Below are 17,308 nucleotides of genomic sequence, written 5' to 3' on the forward strand. Positions count from 1 at the left end.
ACTTCAAAGACCTTTTCGGTATATCCGACCTGTTTGCAACTTCATCCTTATTTAAATGGATAACCAATGCCTACGGCAGAAAGATCGCTGAAATAGATAAGGTGGTAGATATGTTCAAAAACCATATAAGTGGCGTTTTAAACGCTTTAACCCAGCGACTCTCAAATGCCATGGCCGAACGGCTTAATGGTAAGATCCAAGAACTTAAAACAGTGGGAAGAGGATATAGAACATTCGCCAACTTTAGAAGTGCTATTTTATTCTTTAACGGTGGATTAGACCTATATCCCCACTAACTTAAGGGTAGAACCAATATTAATAAGATAATATTTAACTAAAAAATTTTTAAAAAGTCCGGAAAAGAAAATCTTCTTAATCATTTGATTTCGCCCATTTGTTTAGTTTTAATTCTTGCATTTTTAACCTTCTCCATGGTGTTAGTAGGCAGGACAGGAAAGGAGATGGTAAAGACCTACGATTTTACCCAAGCATTCGGATTTTGGCAGAATGGTTTTTTTGACTTGATGGGTTTTACCCTTCAGATGATGATGATCTTGGTTTGGTTGTGGGTGTCGATTTTTTACTTTTTTTGAATTAAATGTGTGATGAAAAGTTTAAAAACTCGAACAAACACTACAATCCAGTCTGCGGTTGATTACCTTTTCTGAGGGCTTTTCCCTATATTCGCACTTGAAAAAAATCGATCCTTTTATCCACATAAATATCCAAAATAATGGCTTTTGATATCGAAATGATCAAAGCGGTGTACGCCCGGTTTCCGGAGCGAATCGCAGCAGCGCGAAAGGCTGTAGGGCGCCCACTTACTTTGACAGAAAAAATTCTTTATGCGCATTTGAGTGAAGGTTCTGCTTCTCAGGCATATAGTAGAGGTGCTTCTTATGTTGATTTTCAGCCTGATCGTGTGGCGATGCAAGATGCAACAGCGCAAATGGCCCTTCTTCAATTCATGCAGGCAGGCCGAGACCAAGTGGCTGTCCCATCTACTGTACACTGCGATCACCTGATCCAAGCAGAAGTAGGTGCCGCAAAAGATTTAACAAAAGCCAAAGATAAAAACAAAGAAGTCTATGATTTTTTGGCATCAGTATCCAATAAATACGGAATTGGATTTTGGAAGCCGGGAGCGGGGATCATTCACCAAGTGGTGTTGGAAAATTATGCTTTCCCAGGAGGAATGATGATCGGAACCGATTCACACACACCAAATGCAGGCGGACTAGGAATGATCGCAATCGGTGTTGGTGGTGCTGATGCCTGCGACGTAATGGCGGGCTTAGCTTGGGAACTGAAGTTTCCCAAATTAATCGGGGTCAAGCTCACTGGAAAAATGTCCGGCTGGACCTCTGCCAAAGATGTAATTCTTAAAGTAGCCGGAATTCTTACCGTAAAAGGAGGAACTGGAGCAATCGTTGAATATTTTGGCGATGGCGCACGCTCGCTTTCTGCTACCGGTAAAGGTACAATCTGTAATATGGGTGCCGAAATTGGTGCTACTACTTCTATCTTTGGTTATGATCAGAAATCAGCAGCATACTTTCAGGGAACGGGCAGAGCGGACGTTGCAGCGCTTGCTGATTCAATTGCCGAGCATTTGACCGGTGACGAGGAAGTCTATGCAAACCCGGGAGTGTATTTTGATCAAGTAATTGAAATCAATCTTTCTGAACTGGAACCGCATGTGAACGGCCCTTTCACCCCGGATTTGGCATGGCCAATTTCCAAATTTGCTGCAGCAGTAAGGGAAAATGGTTGGCCTGCCAAATTGGACGTAGGATTGATTGGCTCTTGTACCAACTCCTCCTATGAGGATATCTCCAGAGCGGCTTCGTTGGCTCAGCAGGCAGTAGACAAAAAACTTGTTGCCAGATCTGAATATACGATTACTCCGGGTTCAGAGCAGGTTCGATTTACTGTAGAGCGGGATGGTTTCTTGGATACTTTTGGAAAAATGGGCGGCGTAGTGTTGGCAAATGCATGCGGTCCTTGTATCGGACAGTGGGCTCGTCATGGTGCCGAAAAACAAGAGAAAAACTCCATCATCACTTCTTTCAACAGAAACTTTGCAAAGCGGGCGGACGGTAATCCAAATACCCACGCATTTGTAGCTTCTCCTGAGATTGTAACAGCCTTGGCCATTGCGGGTAATTTGACTTTCAATCCCTTGACAGATACCCTGACCAATGCGGATGGAAATGCCGTGATGTTGGACGAGCCGACGGGAATGGAACTTCCACCAAGAGGATTTGCAGTGGAAGATGCCGGCTATCAGGCTCCTGCTGAAGATGGTTCAAAAGTAAGTGTACTGGTTGATCCTAATTCCGATCGACTACAATTACTCGACTCTTTTAAGCCTTGGGAAGGGACTGACCTGAAAGGATTGAAACTATTGATAAAAGCAAAAGGGAAGTGTACCACTGACCACATCTCTATGGCAGGTCCTTGGTTGAAGTACCGAGGTCATTTGGATAACATTTCAAATAACATGCTGATCGGTGCAGTCAATTATTTCAATGATTCTACCAATAGTGTAAAAAACCAATTGACTGGTGAATATGCTGAGGTTCCTGCTACTCAGCGAAATTACAAACAGAACGGAATCGGTTCTATTGTGGTGGGTGACGAGAACTATGGAGAAGGTTCTTCCAGAGAGCACGCTGCTATGGAGCCTAGATTTCTTGGAGTAAGGGCAATATTGGTAAAGTCTTTTGCACGTATTCATGAGACAAACCTTAAAAAGCAGGGAATGCTGGCATTGACTTTCGCTAATCCTACTGATTATGAATTGATTCGTGAAGACGATTCCATTGACATCGTGGGTTTGACTTCGTTCCTGCCTGGAAAACCTTTGGAAGTGGTTTTGAATCACAATGATGGAACTGCCCAAACGATTACCGTGAATCACACCTACAATGAAGGCCAAATCATGTGGTTCAAAGCAGGTTCTGCATTGAACTTGATCAAGGCTGCAATTTCTTAATTTTAGCAAAATTAAAGTAAAGCCGTAGCGTCCTCGTTACGGCTTTTTTTCAATCCAACGATGAAGAATTTTTCTCAAAATGGTTTCTTTCCAGTCTTTCTGTCAATCTTCCTATTCAGTTTGATTTCTTCAACTGCATTCGCTCAAGTAGAAAGTGATGAAAGAGCACTGCTAAATGTGAAGAATGGGATCAGTATTTCCAAGGATTCACTTTTTATGCTAAATCTCAGATTTAGAATGCAAAATCGGTTTGGATTTAAAACAGAAAGCGGAGAAAATTTATCCATTGAGGAGACTGATTTTCGGGTAAGAAGACTGAGGTTGCGTTTTGACGGGTATGTTTTAAATCCAAGAATCCAGTATTACATCCAGTTTGGATTTTCCAGATCGGATCTTGACTTGGATGCCGGTGAATTTGCACAGCCGATCCGGGATGCAATTATTTACTATTACCTGAAACCAAATCTATATTTTGGATTTGGTCAGTCTAAGTTACCCGGTAACAGAGAACGGGTGATTAGCTCGGGAAACCTCCAATTTGCCGACCGTTCCATTGCAAATGGAGTTTTTACCCTTGACCGAGATTTTGGTTTTTTCGGATATTATACCCTGACGACAAGGGGTAAAGCAGAATATCACTTAAAAGGAGCATTAAACACAGGAGAGGGAAGAAATCCCTCACCGGGAGATGGGGGCTTGAGCTATACAGGGAGATTTGAATATCTGCCATTTGGCAGCTTCCTGAATAATGGAGACTACTCTGAGGGAGATCTCGAATTCGAAACTACTCCAAAATTGTCGGTTGGTTTGACTTATAATTTGAATAAAAAAGGTGAAAGGGCTAGGGGGCAAATCGGCAAGTACCTGTATGAACAGCGGGATCAGAATGTATTTATCGCAGATGCCATGTTCAAATACAGGGGGTGGGGAGTGCTCACAGAATACTTTCATCGAAGTTCTTCAGATCCGATTACTGAGAATGCACAGGGACTCAAACGAGCCGTTTGGGTAGGAAAGGGTACAAATGTCCAATTCAGCAAAATGATTTCCGGAAAATCGGAGTTGGCATTTCGTTATGCAGCTGTAAGACCTGATGGATCCATAGAAGGACTTGAAAAAAGAAGTGAAGAAACCAACTTGGGGTTTACCCGATATTTGAATGGGCATCGGATCAAAATTCAGGCAAATTTTGGATACAGTTGGTTTGATGGTGTATTAGAACTGCAGAATACTGACAATTTTTGGTTTGGAACCTTCCAAGTTGAATTTGGAATTTAATTTTTTTTGCAAAAAAATGTATTTATAATTTATTTTATTTGGCATGAAATACAAATTGCTGTATGTTTACAAGATGAAAGCACCCTGAATTGATTACTTTCAGTGTAAAGACCCAGGAATAATAATTCGATGCAAGACAAAGGAATAAACAGCACGTTTAAAAAGATCATTTACGAATCTTCGGAAATGGTATTCCTTGCTGACGATTCCTATCCCTATTCCATTTTTTATGCAAACGAATCCTTTGAGGAGGAGATCGGAGAATCCCTAAAAGACAAAACTTTGGTCGGGCTGGGGCTTGATATTAACGCTTACATATTCAAAGAAGAGCTGATTCTTTCCCATAAAAAAAAGGATTATTTGTTCAAACTTGAATTGCCCCAAGAAAGTGGATCAAATTATTTTCTTTTCTACAAAGGGAAAGAGGTAAAAACCCACGGACTTCCAAGTAAAAAAGAAGCCTATCAATTTTTTACTTCTAAACTCGATCTGATAGCTATCGGAAAATATGATCATCTGACTTATTTAAACTTGACCGTTTTACCGGTACTGGGTTACGAAGCGGAAGAATTATTGAACACAAATCTTTGCCCATTCATTCATGAGGAGGATTTAGACCGAGTCCAGCAAATCTGGAAAACTCACCAAAAAAGTCAGGAAGTTGCTTTTTGTGAAATGCGTTTTTTGGGAAAAGACGGAAAATATCGAAATCTGGAATGCTCGGTGCAATTCAATCCAGAGACATTTTTTCTTATTGCGAGGGATATTACGAATCGAGTTATCCAGTCAAAAAATGACAAGAAATTAGATTCTTTGCTTAATAAGGTACCGGAATTGACAAAATCCGGAAAATGGAGAGCTGATTTGGATTCCGGTGAATTAGTATTGGAACTAGCCTCTGAAACTATCCTAGTGAAACATTTGGAGAAAGGAGTGCTTACTGATTTGTTTAAGGCTAATTTTTTAAATCAAATCAGAGAATCTGCTTCAGCTTTGAATCCCCAACAGGAAGAGTTTGAAGGGGAAATCCAGATTTCAGAAAAGTTAAATCTTGGCTATACGGCCTTTTTCCCGGAGAAAAATAGAACCCTTGTTTGGGGAATAATCTGGGATGATAGTTTAAGTCGAAAAATTAAAAATGAATTAAATTTTCATCAAAGGCTTTGGGTCGAATCGCCTGAGGCGATGATGATAGTGGAGCCGAATGGGAAAGTTTTTTTGACAAACCATCAAATGCTTGAATTTTTTGGGTTTGAAAAAAACACCGAAATTTCTCATTTGAAGGACTTGAATAGCTATTTTGAAGAATCTGATCAATGGTCAGAATGGATTCATTCTTCAACTTTGGACCATTCGATCACGAGGTTCACAACCCTTTTGACTAACGAAAAGGGAAAACAGCTTACCCTCGAAGTAGCTGCCAAAAATGTAGCGTTTAACGATTCTGAATACATCTCGCTTTCATTCAGGAATATATCCGAAAAAATAAAACTTGAGGAAAAGGTCGAAGCCAGCAGTAATTTCCTGATGAATCTTACCGAGCAGGTTCCCGGAGGATTGTACCAAATGGTATTGAATGCTGAAGGACAAATGAATTTCTCCTTTCTTTCCAAAGGGATTAATTCTGTCTTGGGACTTTCACCTCAGGAAATTCAGGACTTCTCAGACATTTCTTCCGCAATATCAAAGGTACATCCACAGGATCTGCCTCAGGTAATTATGTCTTCGGTAGCGTCTGCCCGAAAACTGGAACCATGGCAGTGTCAGTTTCGGGTCAAATCAGGGGAGAATAATCAAGATTATCATTGGGTACTCGGAGCTGCCAGACCTCAAGCTTTGGAAAACGGAGATATGGTCTGGTATGGTTACCTTACTGATATTTCAAAACAGAAGGAATTCGAAGCCAAATTGGATGAGGCTAGGATGGCTGCGGAAAAGGCCAATCAAATCAAATCAGATTTCCTTTCCATGATCAGTCATGAGTTGCGGACGCCCCTCAATGCGATTTCAGGATCAGTTTATTCTCTTTTCCATGATGAACACACGGAGAATCAAAAATCCGCACTCAATACGATCAATTTTGCGGTAGACAATTTGATTATCATGATCAATGATCTTTTGGATTTCCAAAAAATCGAGGCTGGAAAATTAACCATAGAGAAGATTCCGTTTAATCTGAAAAATATTGTCGATCAGGTATTGAAAGGTTTATCTTTCCATGCAAAAGACAGCAAAAATAAGCTTGAATTGCACTTGTCAGAAGGACTTGACATCGCTGTCAAAGGAGACAAAACCCGACTTTCACAGGTAATGAATAATTTGATCACCAACGCCCTCAAGTTTACCAATGAAGGAAATGTGGATGTGAAAATCGAACTGCTTGAACATGAAAGAAATAAGGTAAAAGTTTACTTTGAAGTAAAAGATACGGGAATAGGAATTGCACCGGAAGACCAAGGAAAAATATTCAATGATTTTGACCAGGTCAAGCCAACATTCAGCTCAAAATATGGAGGTACAGGCCTTGGGCTATCGATCACCAGAAAACTCCTAAACTTGATGGGGGGTAAAATCGGGTTGGATTCTGATGTGGGAAAAGGCAGCAGGTTCTTTTTTGAATTGGAATTTGATTTAGCTGAATTGGAACTTACACCTCCATCTAAAGTGGAGAATTCCCCCCCTTCAATTAAAAGTATTCATCTTCTGATGGCTGAAGACAATGAGGTGAATTCACTGGTCTTAGGAAAAATCATTAAAAAATGGGGCTATACTTTTGAGCGGGCTCACAACGGACAAGAAGCTGTGGAGGCCGTGAAAAATGGGAAATTTGACTGCATTTTGATGGATATTCAGATGCCCGTTATGGATGGTTTTGAAGCTACTATCGCGATAAAGAAATTTTCCAATACTCCGATAATTGCCCTGACTGCTGCGGCAAAGCTCGAAATCATGGAGCGAATCGATGAATGTGAGTTTGAGGGCTTTGTAGCCAAACCAATTGATGCAGCAGAACTTCTGAAAAAGATCAAAGAAGTGATCGCGGAGAAAAGCTACAAGGCCTGAGCTTTTTGATAGTATTCCTGGACCAAATCCATTTCAGGATAATTTTTGACAAGATCAGTAAGGTATTGCAAAGCAGAAATTTTGTCTCCTTTCATTACATAGTAAATCCCCTTATTCCGTAAGGCAAATGGGTTTTTTGTATCTAATTGAATACTTTGATTGATGAGATCTATAGCTTCTTCAGGTCGGTCCAAAAAAAGCAGGTATAATCCTTTATTGTTGTAGAAATACGCTTGTCTGTTGTCAAGTACGATGGCCTTCTCCACGGAAGTTAAAGCGTCTTTCACATTCCCTTCCTCGAAATATATCATCGATCGGAGGTTGTGCAGGTTGGGTTCCGATGGATTTATAATTTCCGCCTTGGAAAGTATAGCTTTAGCGGACTCGTATTGTTTTAAATAATACCGGATGGTCGCCTGATTGACCAGGAGGTCTGAATTAGTAGGGTCCAGTGTAGATGCTTTTTCAAATGCCTGAAGTGCTACAGGGAAATCTTTAAGTTTTTCCTGACTAAGCCCTGTTAAGAAGTAGCTTTTCCAGTTGTCGCTTTCAAGCTTTAGCAGTCGATCGGCATCCTCCCGTGCTTTATAAAATTCTCCGTTGTCCAAGTAATTTAGACCTCTTTGAAAAATAGCCTCAAAGTATTCCGGACGGAATTGGATGGCTTTACTTAGGTCTGCTATGCTTTCATCCAGCTGATTGAGTTTAAGATGTGCCATTGCTTTATTAAAATAAGCGTCAGCATAAGTGGAGTCCAACTTGATGGCCTCGCTGTAGAAGACAATCGCAGATTTCGGGTCGTTTTCCACCAGTTTTTCATTTCCTTTCAATAGGAAACGGCCTTTTTTATTTTCCTCACTATCACAGCTGATTAAAGTGAGGATCCAAAATCCCAGGATAATTTTATTCAGTATTCTCATTTTTTGATTTAGGCTTTTCGTCTTTTTTTTCCTCGCCCAAAAGCATTGCAAATGGTTTGGTGTTTTCACTCAGGTCAAATATTTCCCTAAGAATAGCCATGGCTGGAATTACCAGAATCATCCCGGCAACTCCCCAAATTGCGGCTCCTACAAGTAAGCCCAAAAAGGTAATGAATGCATTCAAGTTTACGTTTCCACCGACAATTTTTGGAGTCAGGAAGTTACTTTCTATCATTTGAATCACTTGGTAAATCGCCAAGGCAGCAATCGGGACAAACAAACTGTCCATGGTCAAAAACGAATAAACAGCTGGCAATAAAGCGCCGACAAAAGGTCCGATGTAGGGTATGATGTTTAATACTGCCCCAATAATCCCAAAGAATATTGCATGCTTGATCCCCAATACCGAATAGGCGGTGATATTCAGAATAGCCAAAATGACCATTACTTTACCTACACCGGTGATGTAATTTTGAATTACTTTCCGGAGGTTGGTTATTCTCATTTTCACCAAAGCCGGGTCTTTGTCTTGATATATTTTCACCATCATTTTGGTAAGATGATCCCGATAGAGAAGAAAGAAAAACATGAATACCGGAATTAATACCAAGCCCGAAAGCGAGCCAATTGCCTTCAGCGCAAATGCAGAAATGCTAAAGCTATTTTCAGTAAGCATCTTCGCAATCGAATCTGACTTGGCTTTTTCTGCCAGATTTTCACTAAATCCCAGGTTGTCGGTGGTCCAAGTGTCTATTCCTTCGGCCACAGAGACCAGACGGGCTGAGACATTATTGAAGTCCTTGGTGAAGCTCACTACGTTTCCGATGATAAAGCTGATCAAACCTACCACAATGGCTATCATTAGCAATAATGAGATCACACTTGATACTGTTCGTGGAACCTTATATTTCTCCAAAAACATACTGAAGGGTGTGAAAAGAATTGCGAAAAATCCGCCCATGAAAAGTGGCACCAAAAGGCTTTTGCCAACAATCAGGAATAAGATCAAAACAATAATGAATGCCATTACCGAAAGGGCTTTCAAGTAGGCAGGCATATTCATTGGCTTGGGTATCATAAAATAGAAATTTGGAAAAAAGTGCAGGACTAAGCTATAGCTTTTTTAATTAAGCAGAAATTAGACCAGAGCGCTTTAGCAATGCTTCAGGTTTGGGTTCTCTACCCCGGAACCTTCGATACAGGATCGAAGGATGTGCTGTGCCTCCTGCCGAAAGGATATTTTTTTCAAAGGAAGTTGCAGTTTCCTGATCAAAAACACCCTTTTCCAAAAATAACTCGAACGCATCAGCATCCAGTACTTCTGCCCACTTGTAACTGTAATATCCTGAAGAATAGCCCCCCTGGAAAATATGGGAAAAGCTCGTGCTTGCCATAGTTCCTTCTACTCGTGGTAAAAGATCGGTTTTCTGCATGACTGCTTCCTCAAATTTCCTTACGTCGGCTATTGGGCTAGGGTCTTGATTATGGTAGGCCATATCCAAAAGCGCAAAACTGATCTGCCGCATCGTCATATAGCCCTGTTGGAAATTGGAAGCGTTTTTGATTTTCTCAATCAGTTCTTCGGGGATTTTTTCACCGGTTTCATAGTGTTTCGCAAAAAGATCCAAGCATTCTTTTTCGTAGCACCAGTTTTCGAAAATCTGGGAGGGGAGTTCTACAAAATCCCAAAAGACACTTGTTCCGGTGAGCGATTCGTAGGTTCCTCTGGCCAGCATTCCATGAAGTGCATGGCCAAATTCATGAAAAAGCGTGGTGACTTCATTGAAGGTCAAAAGGCTTGGTTTGCTCTTCGTCGGCTTTGTAAAATTACAGACGATCGAAACCTGCGGGCGCTGCTCCAGTCCATTTTCTGTGCGTTGTCCTTTGAAAGAGGTCATCCAAGCCCCGTTTCTTTTGCCTGATCTTGGAAAAAAATCCGCATAAAATACAGCAAGGTGCATACCGTTTCGGTCCTTTACTTCATAAGCTGTGACATCCGGATGATATACCGGAATGTCGGAGTTTGGTTGAAATGTAATCCCAAAAAGCTTAGCTGCGGTTTGGAAGACACCCTCAATGACATTTTCAAGTTTGAAATACGGTCGGAGCAATTCATCATCCAGGGCATATTTTTCTTTTTTGAGTAGTTCGGAATAGAATGCAAAATCCCATCGCTCAAGGTTTTCTAATCCATCCAGTTTTTTTGCAAATTCGGCCACTTCAAGTACTTCCTTCTCAGCTTTTGGCTTTGCTTTAAGAAGCAGTGACTCCAAAAACTCCAATACTGCATGGGGACTTTTTGCCATCCGCTCCTCCAAGACAAAATCTGCATGAGAGGCATATCCAAGCAGATTAGCCCGCGCGTGACGAAGTTTGAGAAGGTTTTTGATGATCTCCTGATTGTCGAGTTCATCTCCCTTGGATGATTTGGTGTTGTATGCCAAAAACAACCGCTTGCGGAGTTCCCTGTTTTTGGCATAGGTCAACGCCGGGATGTAGCTTGGGTAATCGAGTGTAAAAGCCCATTTGCCTGCATGACCTTTTTCCTCTGCTATCTGGGCAGCTGCTTCTTTGATACCTTCCGGCAGGCCATCGATTTCAGCCTCATTCTCTATCAAATGAACATATTTATTGGTTTCAGCAAGGATGTTTTCTCCGAATTTGAGACTGAGTTGAGCCAATTCCTGGTCAATAGTTCGAAGTTTTTCAGCATCCTCCGGACTCAGATTTGCGCCATTCCGGACAAAGGATTTGTAGGTTTTTTCCAGTAGGGTCTTTTGTTCTTCGGTGAGCTTGAGAGTTTCTTTTTCATTGAAAACGGTAGCTACTCGTTGGAAAAGATCTTGATCCAATAATATGTCATTGGAGTATTCGGTCAGCAGGGGGGAAATTTCCCGAGCCAGCTTTTGAATTTCGTCATTGGTCTCCGCAGAATTGAGGTTAAAAAAGACAGCCGAGATCACATTCAGTTTTTTCCCTGATCGATCAAGTGCTTCAAGGGTATTTTGAAAAGTAGGCACTGATTCAGATTTGATTTTTTCTACATCTGCCTTGGCCAATTTTATGGCCTCTTCAATTGCAGGAAGAAAGTGATCGTTTTTTAGAAGATGAAAAGGTGCAGTTTCAAATGGGCTTGTAAATTCAGCCAAAAGTGGGTTTTTCATGAGGAAGGATAAACGTTTGGGTAATTAATCAGGCGCGATCCATTTTGGTTCGGGGAGATGCCCTACTTTTTTCAATTCGGTTGCTAAATTACCAATTTGTTCAGTAAAGCTTTCTAAAAGTAAAATCTGCGAAACATTTTTTTTTGGCTTATTAGATTTTGAATAAAGAGATTATCCAACCGGATGTAGCTTTCTCAAAAATCGAAATTTATGAAAGCAATTCTTATCAGTACGCTATTCATTCTTGGATTCCTTACTCAAGCAAAAGCACAGCTTGTCATTAAAGATGGGCTATATTTTAACAAGGCAGGGAGACAAGTCTGGATTGTGGAGACCAATGGAAAGAAACATCAGCGTGCACTGCTCTACAAAGTTTCAAAAGACTCGCTTTTCTTTGTTGAATCCAATCTTAAAACTCTTTCTCCACAATATGCTGACCTTGAAATAAAGAGCTTGCATTATTCTGATATAGATACACTGGTGACTCAAAAAAACAGGCCCGGTGCTAAAGGTGCTGTATTTGGAGGGGTGATTGGGTTTGCTGCAGGAATGGCGATTAGAGCCGCTACTTATGATCCTGACCCGATCACAAAGGTTCTTGTAATTCTTACGGGAGGAGAATCGGCCCATTATTTTATGTCAGGACTTTTGGGTGCCTCAGCAGGAGTGGCAATAGGTGCTGGTATCGGTGCAATCGCTAAAAAGAAGTGGGTCATTGGTGGAAATAAGGAAAACTTCGAAAAGGCCCTTCTTCTTCTCGACGAAAGAGCCTATTGGAATAAATCAAGCAGACCAAGACCAAGTCCTAACCTGTGATTCAATGAAAATTTACTGCCTGTTCAATTACTTATCATGTTATAGGATTAATGGATAGCTAAGGGAAGCAAAGTCAAAACTTTCAATATAACCGAATACCAAACCTGAGTTTCTCCTTTAAATTTTCTTATTTATGAATCAATTCAAGCAATTGGGATAGAAAAATCTCAACTGCACTAAATGGGAGCATTTGAGGTAATAAATAAGAGGTGACCGGTTTTCCGGCCACCTCTGGTTCTGTTATAGATATCCTAATTTAAAACTCAAAATCGCAACTCATTTCCTCCATTCCGATCGGTGCGCCGTCAGGGACACTCAGTGTCTGCTGAGGGATCAGTTCCTCAGGTAATTTCAAATAGGTCTGGATTTTTTCATTGAGAATTGCCTTTGAAAAATGGAAAATATTTCCTATTATTGCCTTTGAAAAATGGAAAACAAGGTTTGAACTGCCTTTGAAAAATGTATATTCCCCGAAATATAGATAAAGAACTGCTGGCATGGCGCAAGGAAAAGACCGGCAAGCCTTTACTGGTCAGAGGTGCCCGTCAAGTAGGGAAATCCACTGCCGTAAGGGAACTGGCCAAACAGTTTGACCATTTTCTTGAAGTGAATTTCGAGGAACAACGCACCCTGCATTCCTTGTTTGAAGGTGATCTCAACCCCTTGGAATTGTGCGAAAACCTGTCCATTGTATCCAATGTTCCGATTGTTCCCGGAAAAACCCTGGTGTTTTTTGATGAAATACAAGCCTGCGTACCGGCCATTTCTTCTCTTCGTTTCTTCTACGAAAAACTTCCGGAACTGCACGTCATAGCCGCGGGATCTTTATTGGAGTTTGCACTGGCTGAAATACCTTCTTTTGGAGTGGGTCGGGTACGGTCAATCTTTGTTTATCCACTTGGTTTTGATGAGTTTCTGACTGCTATGGGGGAGGATTCTCTTTTGAATGCCAAGAAAAAAGCCTCAGCATCCCGGCCTCTTGCTGAGCCTCTACACCACAAACTGCTCACGTATTTGAAACGGTTCCTGGTTTTGGGTGGCATGCCTGAGGTTATCCGTAATTATAGCCAATACAGGGATATGAAGGCAGCCGGACAACTTCTCGATGATCTCATCATTTCGCTCAGGGCCGATTTTGCAAAATACAAACACCGTGTCCCCTCTTTGCGTATTTCGGAATTATTTGATGCCGTGGTCAGGCAGTCGGGTGGCAAGTTTGTCTATGCAAAAGTGGCAACGGAAGCTAATCATAAACAAGTGAAAGAAGCTGTGGATCTATTGTTGATGTCCGGTCTGGTGATTTCGGTCACCCATACCTCTGCCAACGGACTGCCCCTGGGTGCGGAAAGCAATCCCAAAAAGCAGAAAATGCTGGTTCTTGACACAGGTATATTCCAGAGGATACTCGGACTGAATATTACCGAAGTTCTTTTTGACGATGACTTTGATGCAGTCAACAAAGGGGCCATTGCCGAGCAGTACTGCGGGTTGGAACTCCTGAAAGCGGTTTCCTGCTACCGACAGGAGAGATTGTATTACTGGCATAGGGAAGCCCTGAATAGCAATGCGGAGGTGGATTACCTTGCCCAAAAAGGGCAGGACATCATTCCAGTGGAAGTGAAGTCCGGGAAAAAGGGTTCGATGCAAAGCCTCCATCTGTTTCTCAAGGAAAAAAAAAGTCCCTATGGGGTCCGGTTCTCCAACGAACCCTATGCCGCCTTTGAAACCATACAGGTCTGGCCCTTATATGCCGTTTCGGATTTTGTGAGGGGCGGATGATCTGGGGAAAAAATCCGCATAAAATACAGCAAGGTGCTTTTCATTCCGGTCCTTCACTTCGTTTGCTGTGACTTCTGGATATTACCATTAAGCTATGCCCAGTGTCCTTTCAAAACATTTAATAACGGGAATCTCCGACCATACCGATTAACATGGGCTCCAAGACGAATTAATCGCATTAAATCGCCTGGAATCAAACTTTTTTAGCTTTTAAAAAGACTCGTATTTAAATCTATTTTTTTTAAATTTTATGGGGTCACTTTCGGGCATTACCTCCTCTTAATATCAGAAGGTTGCACTAACCCGGTACTTCTATGATTAATAACCCAAAATTGCCAAATAAAGAAGAAGTCAATGTTTATCCTTTGGGGCATTCTGAATCCATCAAAGTTTATTAGAATAAATCTGACATGGATATCTGGAGTGCTTTTAACAGGGGGGATGAATTTGCCTTCAATTACATCTACAGAATGTATGTCACGGTTTTGTTTAAATATGGCTGCCAGATGTGTAAAGACCAAAGTCACATTCAGGACTGCATCCAGAATATTTTTATTGACCTGAGAAGAAAAAGGGGCTCGCTCAGCGAAGTACAGAGTATTAAATCCTATCTGTTTAAAATCTTATACCGGGAATTGATCAGCAAATCAAACAAATCCAAAGAGGAGATCTGTAAGGAGCCTGAGAAGATCCAAAAGAATTTTAGCATTGAATTTTCGCAGGAAACAAAAATTATTCATCAGGAAAATGACCGGGAAAAATTTGAAAAAATACAGGATGCCATTAATAAACTTACCTGCAGACAGCGGCAAGCCATTTTGTTGCTCTATGAAGAAGGAATGACTTATAAGGAAATTTCAGTAGCAATGGATTTAAATGAAGTAAAATCAGCACGCAAGGTAGTCTACAGGGCTTTGAGCACATTGAAATCATTGCTCCAAAAGAAATAAGACAGAAAATTATAAACAGATGAACTACAAAGATTACGATATAGCCAACTTTATTACCGATGAATTTTTCATTCAGTGGATTAAAAACCCGAATGAAAACAACAGTCATTTTTGGGAAAAATGGATGGAGCAGCATCCGGAGAAAAGGGCTATGGTAAATGAAGCAGCAAATCTGATCCGGTCTGTGAAATATGCTTACAGTCCCGAATTTACAGACAAAATGTATGTGGAGACCTTCGAACAGATCCTGAAGGCAGATAATGAGCAAAGTTCGGTCAAACATTCCAAGCCTACACCCAATTCCTCCTCCTCGAAAGGCAGCTTTTTGTCTTTTATACCACTGAGAGGAATTGCGGCCTCCCTGTTGGTTTTATTCTGTCTCTGGGCGCAATATGAGGCATTCAATTACCGTCCTGAGCCTGTAGAGAAAGCCGAAACCTCTGATCAGAAGATCCAACCTGTCTGGGCAAAAATCCATTATTGATCTGCCTGATGGAACTAGGATTCACCTAAATTCAGAAAGTGAAATCGAATTCCCCAAGGAATTCTCAGCCGATTTCCGCTTGGTAAGGTTGAAAGGTGAGGCATTTTTTGAAGTGAAAAAAGAGCAGCGCCCATTTTTGGTGGAAAGCGGCAGTACAAAAATCCGTGTGCTGGGTACTTCCTTCAATGTCAGGCAAAAAGCCGATGAGCCATTGTATGTGGCTTTGGTCACAGGTAAGGTCAGGGTCGATGCGGTCAACGGAGATCAGGTAACCCTGAATCCTGATGAAATGCTGGTCATGGAAAAAGGCGGAAAATTTTCCAAGACAGGATTCGACACCATGGATGTTATCGGATGGAAGGACAATTATCTGGTATTCAAAAGTGCCAAATTTTCGGAAGTCAGAGAAAAGCTGGAACTATGGTATGGTGTCCAAATAGACGTAAAAGGCCGTATCGATCCGAAATGGACATACTCGGGAGTCTATAAAGACGAGATGCTTGAAAATGTACTTCGAGGGATTTGTGTGACTTCAGGGATGACTTACCAAATTGATAAAAAACAAATAACCATAACCAACCCAAAATAATATGAAAAACCTAGACATAAATACCAGTTAACAAAAAAGGCAGGAGCTGTTCTTGGCGGAACAGGATCCTGCCCGTGTAAATGCCTCTATCAAATTGGAATGCGAGGGAGGCATTAGTCCTAGTATTTCTACACTTAAACCATTCAAACTTATGGATTATAATTTACGCAGACAACTGATTATGCTGTCCAAACGATTAATATATGTTTTTCTGTTCCAGCTATTTCTATGCACGGTCATAATGGCTAACACGGGCAATGCCCAGCGGAAAACCATCGATCAAGTAAAGGTTTCTTTAAATCTTAAAGAAAAGCCGCTTGCCCAGTTTTTTAGGCAGGTGGAATCCAAAACGGATTTTAAGTTTACCTATACGGATAATCTGCTGGATCTGAACCAGACCATTACAGTCGTTGAGGATAATAAATCGCTTTACGATGTTCTGGTGGCTGTATCTAAACAAACCAATTTGAACTTTGTGCAGGTCAATGAGAATATCCATGTGAAACCAAATTCTGATTTAACCAAAAAAGCTGTAGAAGTAACTGAATTGGTAGATCAAACTATCCAAGGAAAGGTAGTAGATGAAAAGTTTTCCAAAGGAGTAGATTCTACCGCTACTGCAACTTGTGCTTGACGTTGACTCCCTTTTCCCCGTTTCAGCTGGTTTTTGATCTGCTTTTTGGTTGCCACTTCTACATAGCCCTCATCGTACTCTACCATGTCTTTGAGCAGGTATAAACTATCTCTTCGCCCCATCACAGCTCTGATTTTGTGCATCAACTTGAAGGCTGTTTCATATCTACTCAAACCCAATTGGCCCTGAAATTCAAGGCAAGAAAAGCCATTTTTGGTCGCTGAGATAAACATAAAAGCCAGGATCCAGACCTGCAATGGCAATTTGCTGTTTTCCATCACAGTCTCCCTTTTGAGCGAACTTCTTATTCGGCAATGCCTGCATTCGAAAAACTTCGCCCCGCTGAACCAGTAATGATGAGTCATTTTTTCACACTTTTTACAGAATATACCGGACTTCTCCCGGTAAGATTTAATGAAGAGTTCACAGGATTCCTCATCTGGAAATTGGTTTAGAAAGTGGGTTAGTTTCAAGTTCTTTGGCGTTTAAACCAAAGAAAAGCGTACTTTTCTAAATGACAAAACCATTGATACCAACTGTCATTTGACGACGTGCAAACTCACGGATACACATATCAGAAAATATGAAGTAGCTCGGGTGGATACGTATCATGGGTATTTCATCACCTCTTCT

At 41.2% G+C, this 17,308-nt stretch carries 13 protein-coding genes and 1 pseudogene; 10 read left to right on the forward strand and 4 right to left on the reverse strand.

Annotated features, from left to right (window positions below):
• From BLQ81_RS07570 to BLQ81_RS07585, 4 genes are all read left to right on the forward strand, one after another.
• Window positions 1-296, forward strand: a 296-nt coding sequence (locus BLQ81_RS07570; RefSeq protein WP_139183582.1) for a transposase, incomplete at its 5' end; no start/stop codon positions are given.
• 437 nt (window positions 297-733) lie between these two features.
• On the forward strand, window positions 734-2,998 hold the full coding sequence (locus BLQ81_RS07575) for an aconitate hydratase (protein ID WP_092729359.1): 2,265 nt from the start codon (window positions 734-736) through the stop codon (window positions 2,996-2,998).
• Between the two features lie 60 nt (window positions 2,999-3,058).
• The gene (locus BLQ81_RS07580) at window positions 3,059-4,276 is read left to right on the forward strand and encodes a porin (RefSeq protein ID WP_139183583.1); all 1,218 of its coding nucleotides are present in this window, start codon (window positions 3,059-3,061) and stop codon (window positions 4,274-4,276) included.
• Between the two features lie 129 nt (window positions 4,277-4,405).
• Complete coding sequence (locus tag BLQ81_RS07585; protein WP_092729360.1) at window positions 4,406-7,339, forward strand: ATP-binding protein; 2,934 nt, start codon at window positions 4,406-4,408, stop codon at window positions 7,337-7,339.
• Here the strand turns inward: BLQ81_RS07585 and BLQ81_RS07590 are convergent.
• The 3 genes from BLQ81_RS07590 to BLQ81_RS07600 are packed head-to-tail and all read right to left on the reverse strand — an operon-like array spanning window position 7,327 to window position 11,423.
• The gene (locus tag BLQ81_RS07590; RefSeq protein WP_092729361.1) at window positions 7,327-8,259 is read right to left on the reverse strand and encodes a tetratricopeptide repeat protein; all 933 of its coding nucleotides are present in this window, start codon (window positions 8,257-8,259) and stop codon (window positions 7,327-7,329) included. The genes BLQ81_RS07585 and BLQ81_RS07590 overlap by 13 nt on opposite strands.
• Window positions 8,243-9,337 (reverse strand): AI-2E family transporter, encoded by a 1,095-nt coding sequence (locus tag BLQ81_RS07595; RefSeq protein WP_092729362.1) that lies wholly within the window; start codon window positions 9,335-9,337, stop codon window positions 8,243-8,245. The genes BLQ81_RS07590 and BLQ81_RS07595 overlap by 17 nt, the downstream gene beginning before the upstream one ends.
• Window positions 9,338-9,386: 49 nt before the next feature.
• Window positions 9,387-11,423 carry a M3 family metallopeptidase gene (locus BLQ81_RS07600; RefSeq protein WP_092729363.1) on the reverse strand — a complete coding sequence of 679 codons (2,037 nt, stop codon included), beginning with the start codon at window positions 11,421-11,423 and terminating at the stop codon, window positions 9,387-9,389.
• A 210-nt stretch (window positions 11,424-11,633) separates the two neighbouring features.
• Between BLQ81_RS07600 and BLQ81_RS07605 the strand changes: the two genes are divergently transcribed.
• From BLQ81_RS07605 to BLQ81_RS07625, 6 genes are all read left to right on the forward strand, one after another.
• Window positions 11,634-12,239 carry a hypothetical protein gene (locus tag BLQ81_RS07605; RefSeq protein WP_092729364.1) on the forward strand — a complete coding sequence of 202 codons (606 nt, stop codon included), beginning with the start codon at window positions 11,634-11,636 and terminating at the stop codon, window positions 12,237-12,239.
• 459 nt (window positions 12,240-12,698) lie between these two features.
• Window positions 12,699-14,018, forward strand: coding sequence for an ATP-binding protein (locus BLQ81_RS07610; RefSeq protein WP_092729365.1), 1,320 nt, complete (start codon window positions 12,699-12,701; stop codon window positions 14,016-14,018).
• A gap of 410 nt (window positions 14,019-14,428) precedes the next feature.
• Window positions 14,429-14,968 (forward strand): RNA polymerase sigma factor, encoded by a 540-nt coding sequence (locus BLQ81_RS07615; RefSeq protein WP_245693205.1) that lies wholly within the window; start codon window positions 14,429-14,431, stop codon window positions 14,966-14,968.
• A gap of 19 nt (window positions 14,969-14,987) precedes the next feature.
• Complete coding sequence (locus tag BLQ81_RS22655) at window positions 14,988-15,452, forward strand: hypothetical protein (protein ID WP_245693206.1); 465 nt, start codon at window positions 14,988-14,990, stop codon at window positions 15,450-15,452.
• A 19-nt stretch (window positions 15,453-15,471) separates the two neighbouring features.
• Window positions 15,472-16,041, forward strand: coding sequence for a FecR family protein (locus BLQ81_RS22660; RefSeq protein WP_245693210.1), 570 nt, complete (start codon window positions 15,472-15,474; stop codon window positions 16,039-16,041).
• 151 nt (window positions 16,042-16,192) lie between these two features.
• Entirely contained in the window at window positions 16,193-16,675 is a 483-nt protein-coding gene (locus BLQ81_RS07625) for a hypothetical protein (protein WP_175454187.1), read from the forward strand.
• Here the strand turns inward: BLQ81_RS07625 and BLQ81_RS07630 are convergent.
• Window positions 16,630-17,148 (reverse strand): annotated as a pseudogene (locus BLQ81_RS07630) (IS1595 family transposase); the annotation flags it as partial. The gene BLQ81_RS07625 and the pseudogene BLQ81_RS07630 overlap by 46 nt on opposite strands.
• Between the last annotated feature and the right edge of the window lie 160 nt (window positions 17,149-17,308).

Source organism: Algoriphagus alkaliphilus (assembly GCF_900103735.1).
Taxonomy (GTDB): Bacteria; Bacteroidota; Bacteroidia; order Cytophagales; family Cyclobacteriaceae; genus Algoriphagus; species Algoriphagus alkaliphilus.

Coding starts and splice junctions, on each gene's coding strand:
- BLQ81_RS07595 (WP_092729362.1), bottom strand. CDS start 9,337: ATGATACCCAAGCCAATGAATATGCCTGCCTACTTGAAAGCCCTTTCG.
- BLQ81_RS07585 (WP_092729360.1), top strand. CDS start 4,406: ATGCAAGACAAAGGAATAAACAGCACGTTTAAAAAGATCATTTACGAA.
- BLQ81_RS07605 (WP_092729364.1), top strand. CDS start 11,634: ATGAAAGCAATTCTTATCAGTACGCTATTCATTCTTGGATTCCTTACT.
- BLQ81_RS07580 (WP_139183583.1), top strand. CDS start 3,059: ATGAAGAATTTTTCTCAAAATGGTTTCTTTCCAGTCTTTCTGTCAATC.
- BLQ81_RS07600 (WP_092729363.1), bottom strand. CDS start 11,423: ATGAAAAACCCACTTTTGGCTGAATTTACAAGCCCATTTGAAACTGCA.
- BLQ81_RS07625 (WP_175454187.1), top strand. CDS start 16,193: ATGGATTATAATTTACGCAGACAACTGATTATGCTGTCCAAACGATTA.
- BLQ81_RS07615 (WP_245693205.1), top strand. CDS start 14,429: ATGGATATCTGGAGTGCTTTTAACAGGGGGGATGAATTTGCCTTCAAT.
- BLQ81_RS22655 (WP_245693206.1), top strand. CDS start 14,988: ATGAACTACAAAGATTACGATATAGCCAACTTTATTACCGATGAATTT.
- BLQ81_RS07575 (WP_092729359.1), top strand. CDS start 734: ATGGCTTTTGATATCGAAATGATCAAAGCGGTGTACGCCCGGTTTCCG.
- BLQ81_RS07610 (WP_092729365.1), top strand. CDS start 12,699: ATGTATATTCCCCGAAATATAGATAAAGAACTGCTGGCATGGCGCAAG.
- BLQ81_RS07590 (WP_092729361.1), bottom strand. CDS start 8,259: ATGAGAATACTGAATAAAATTATCCTGGGATTTTGGATCCTCACTTTA.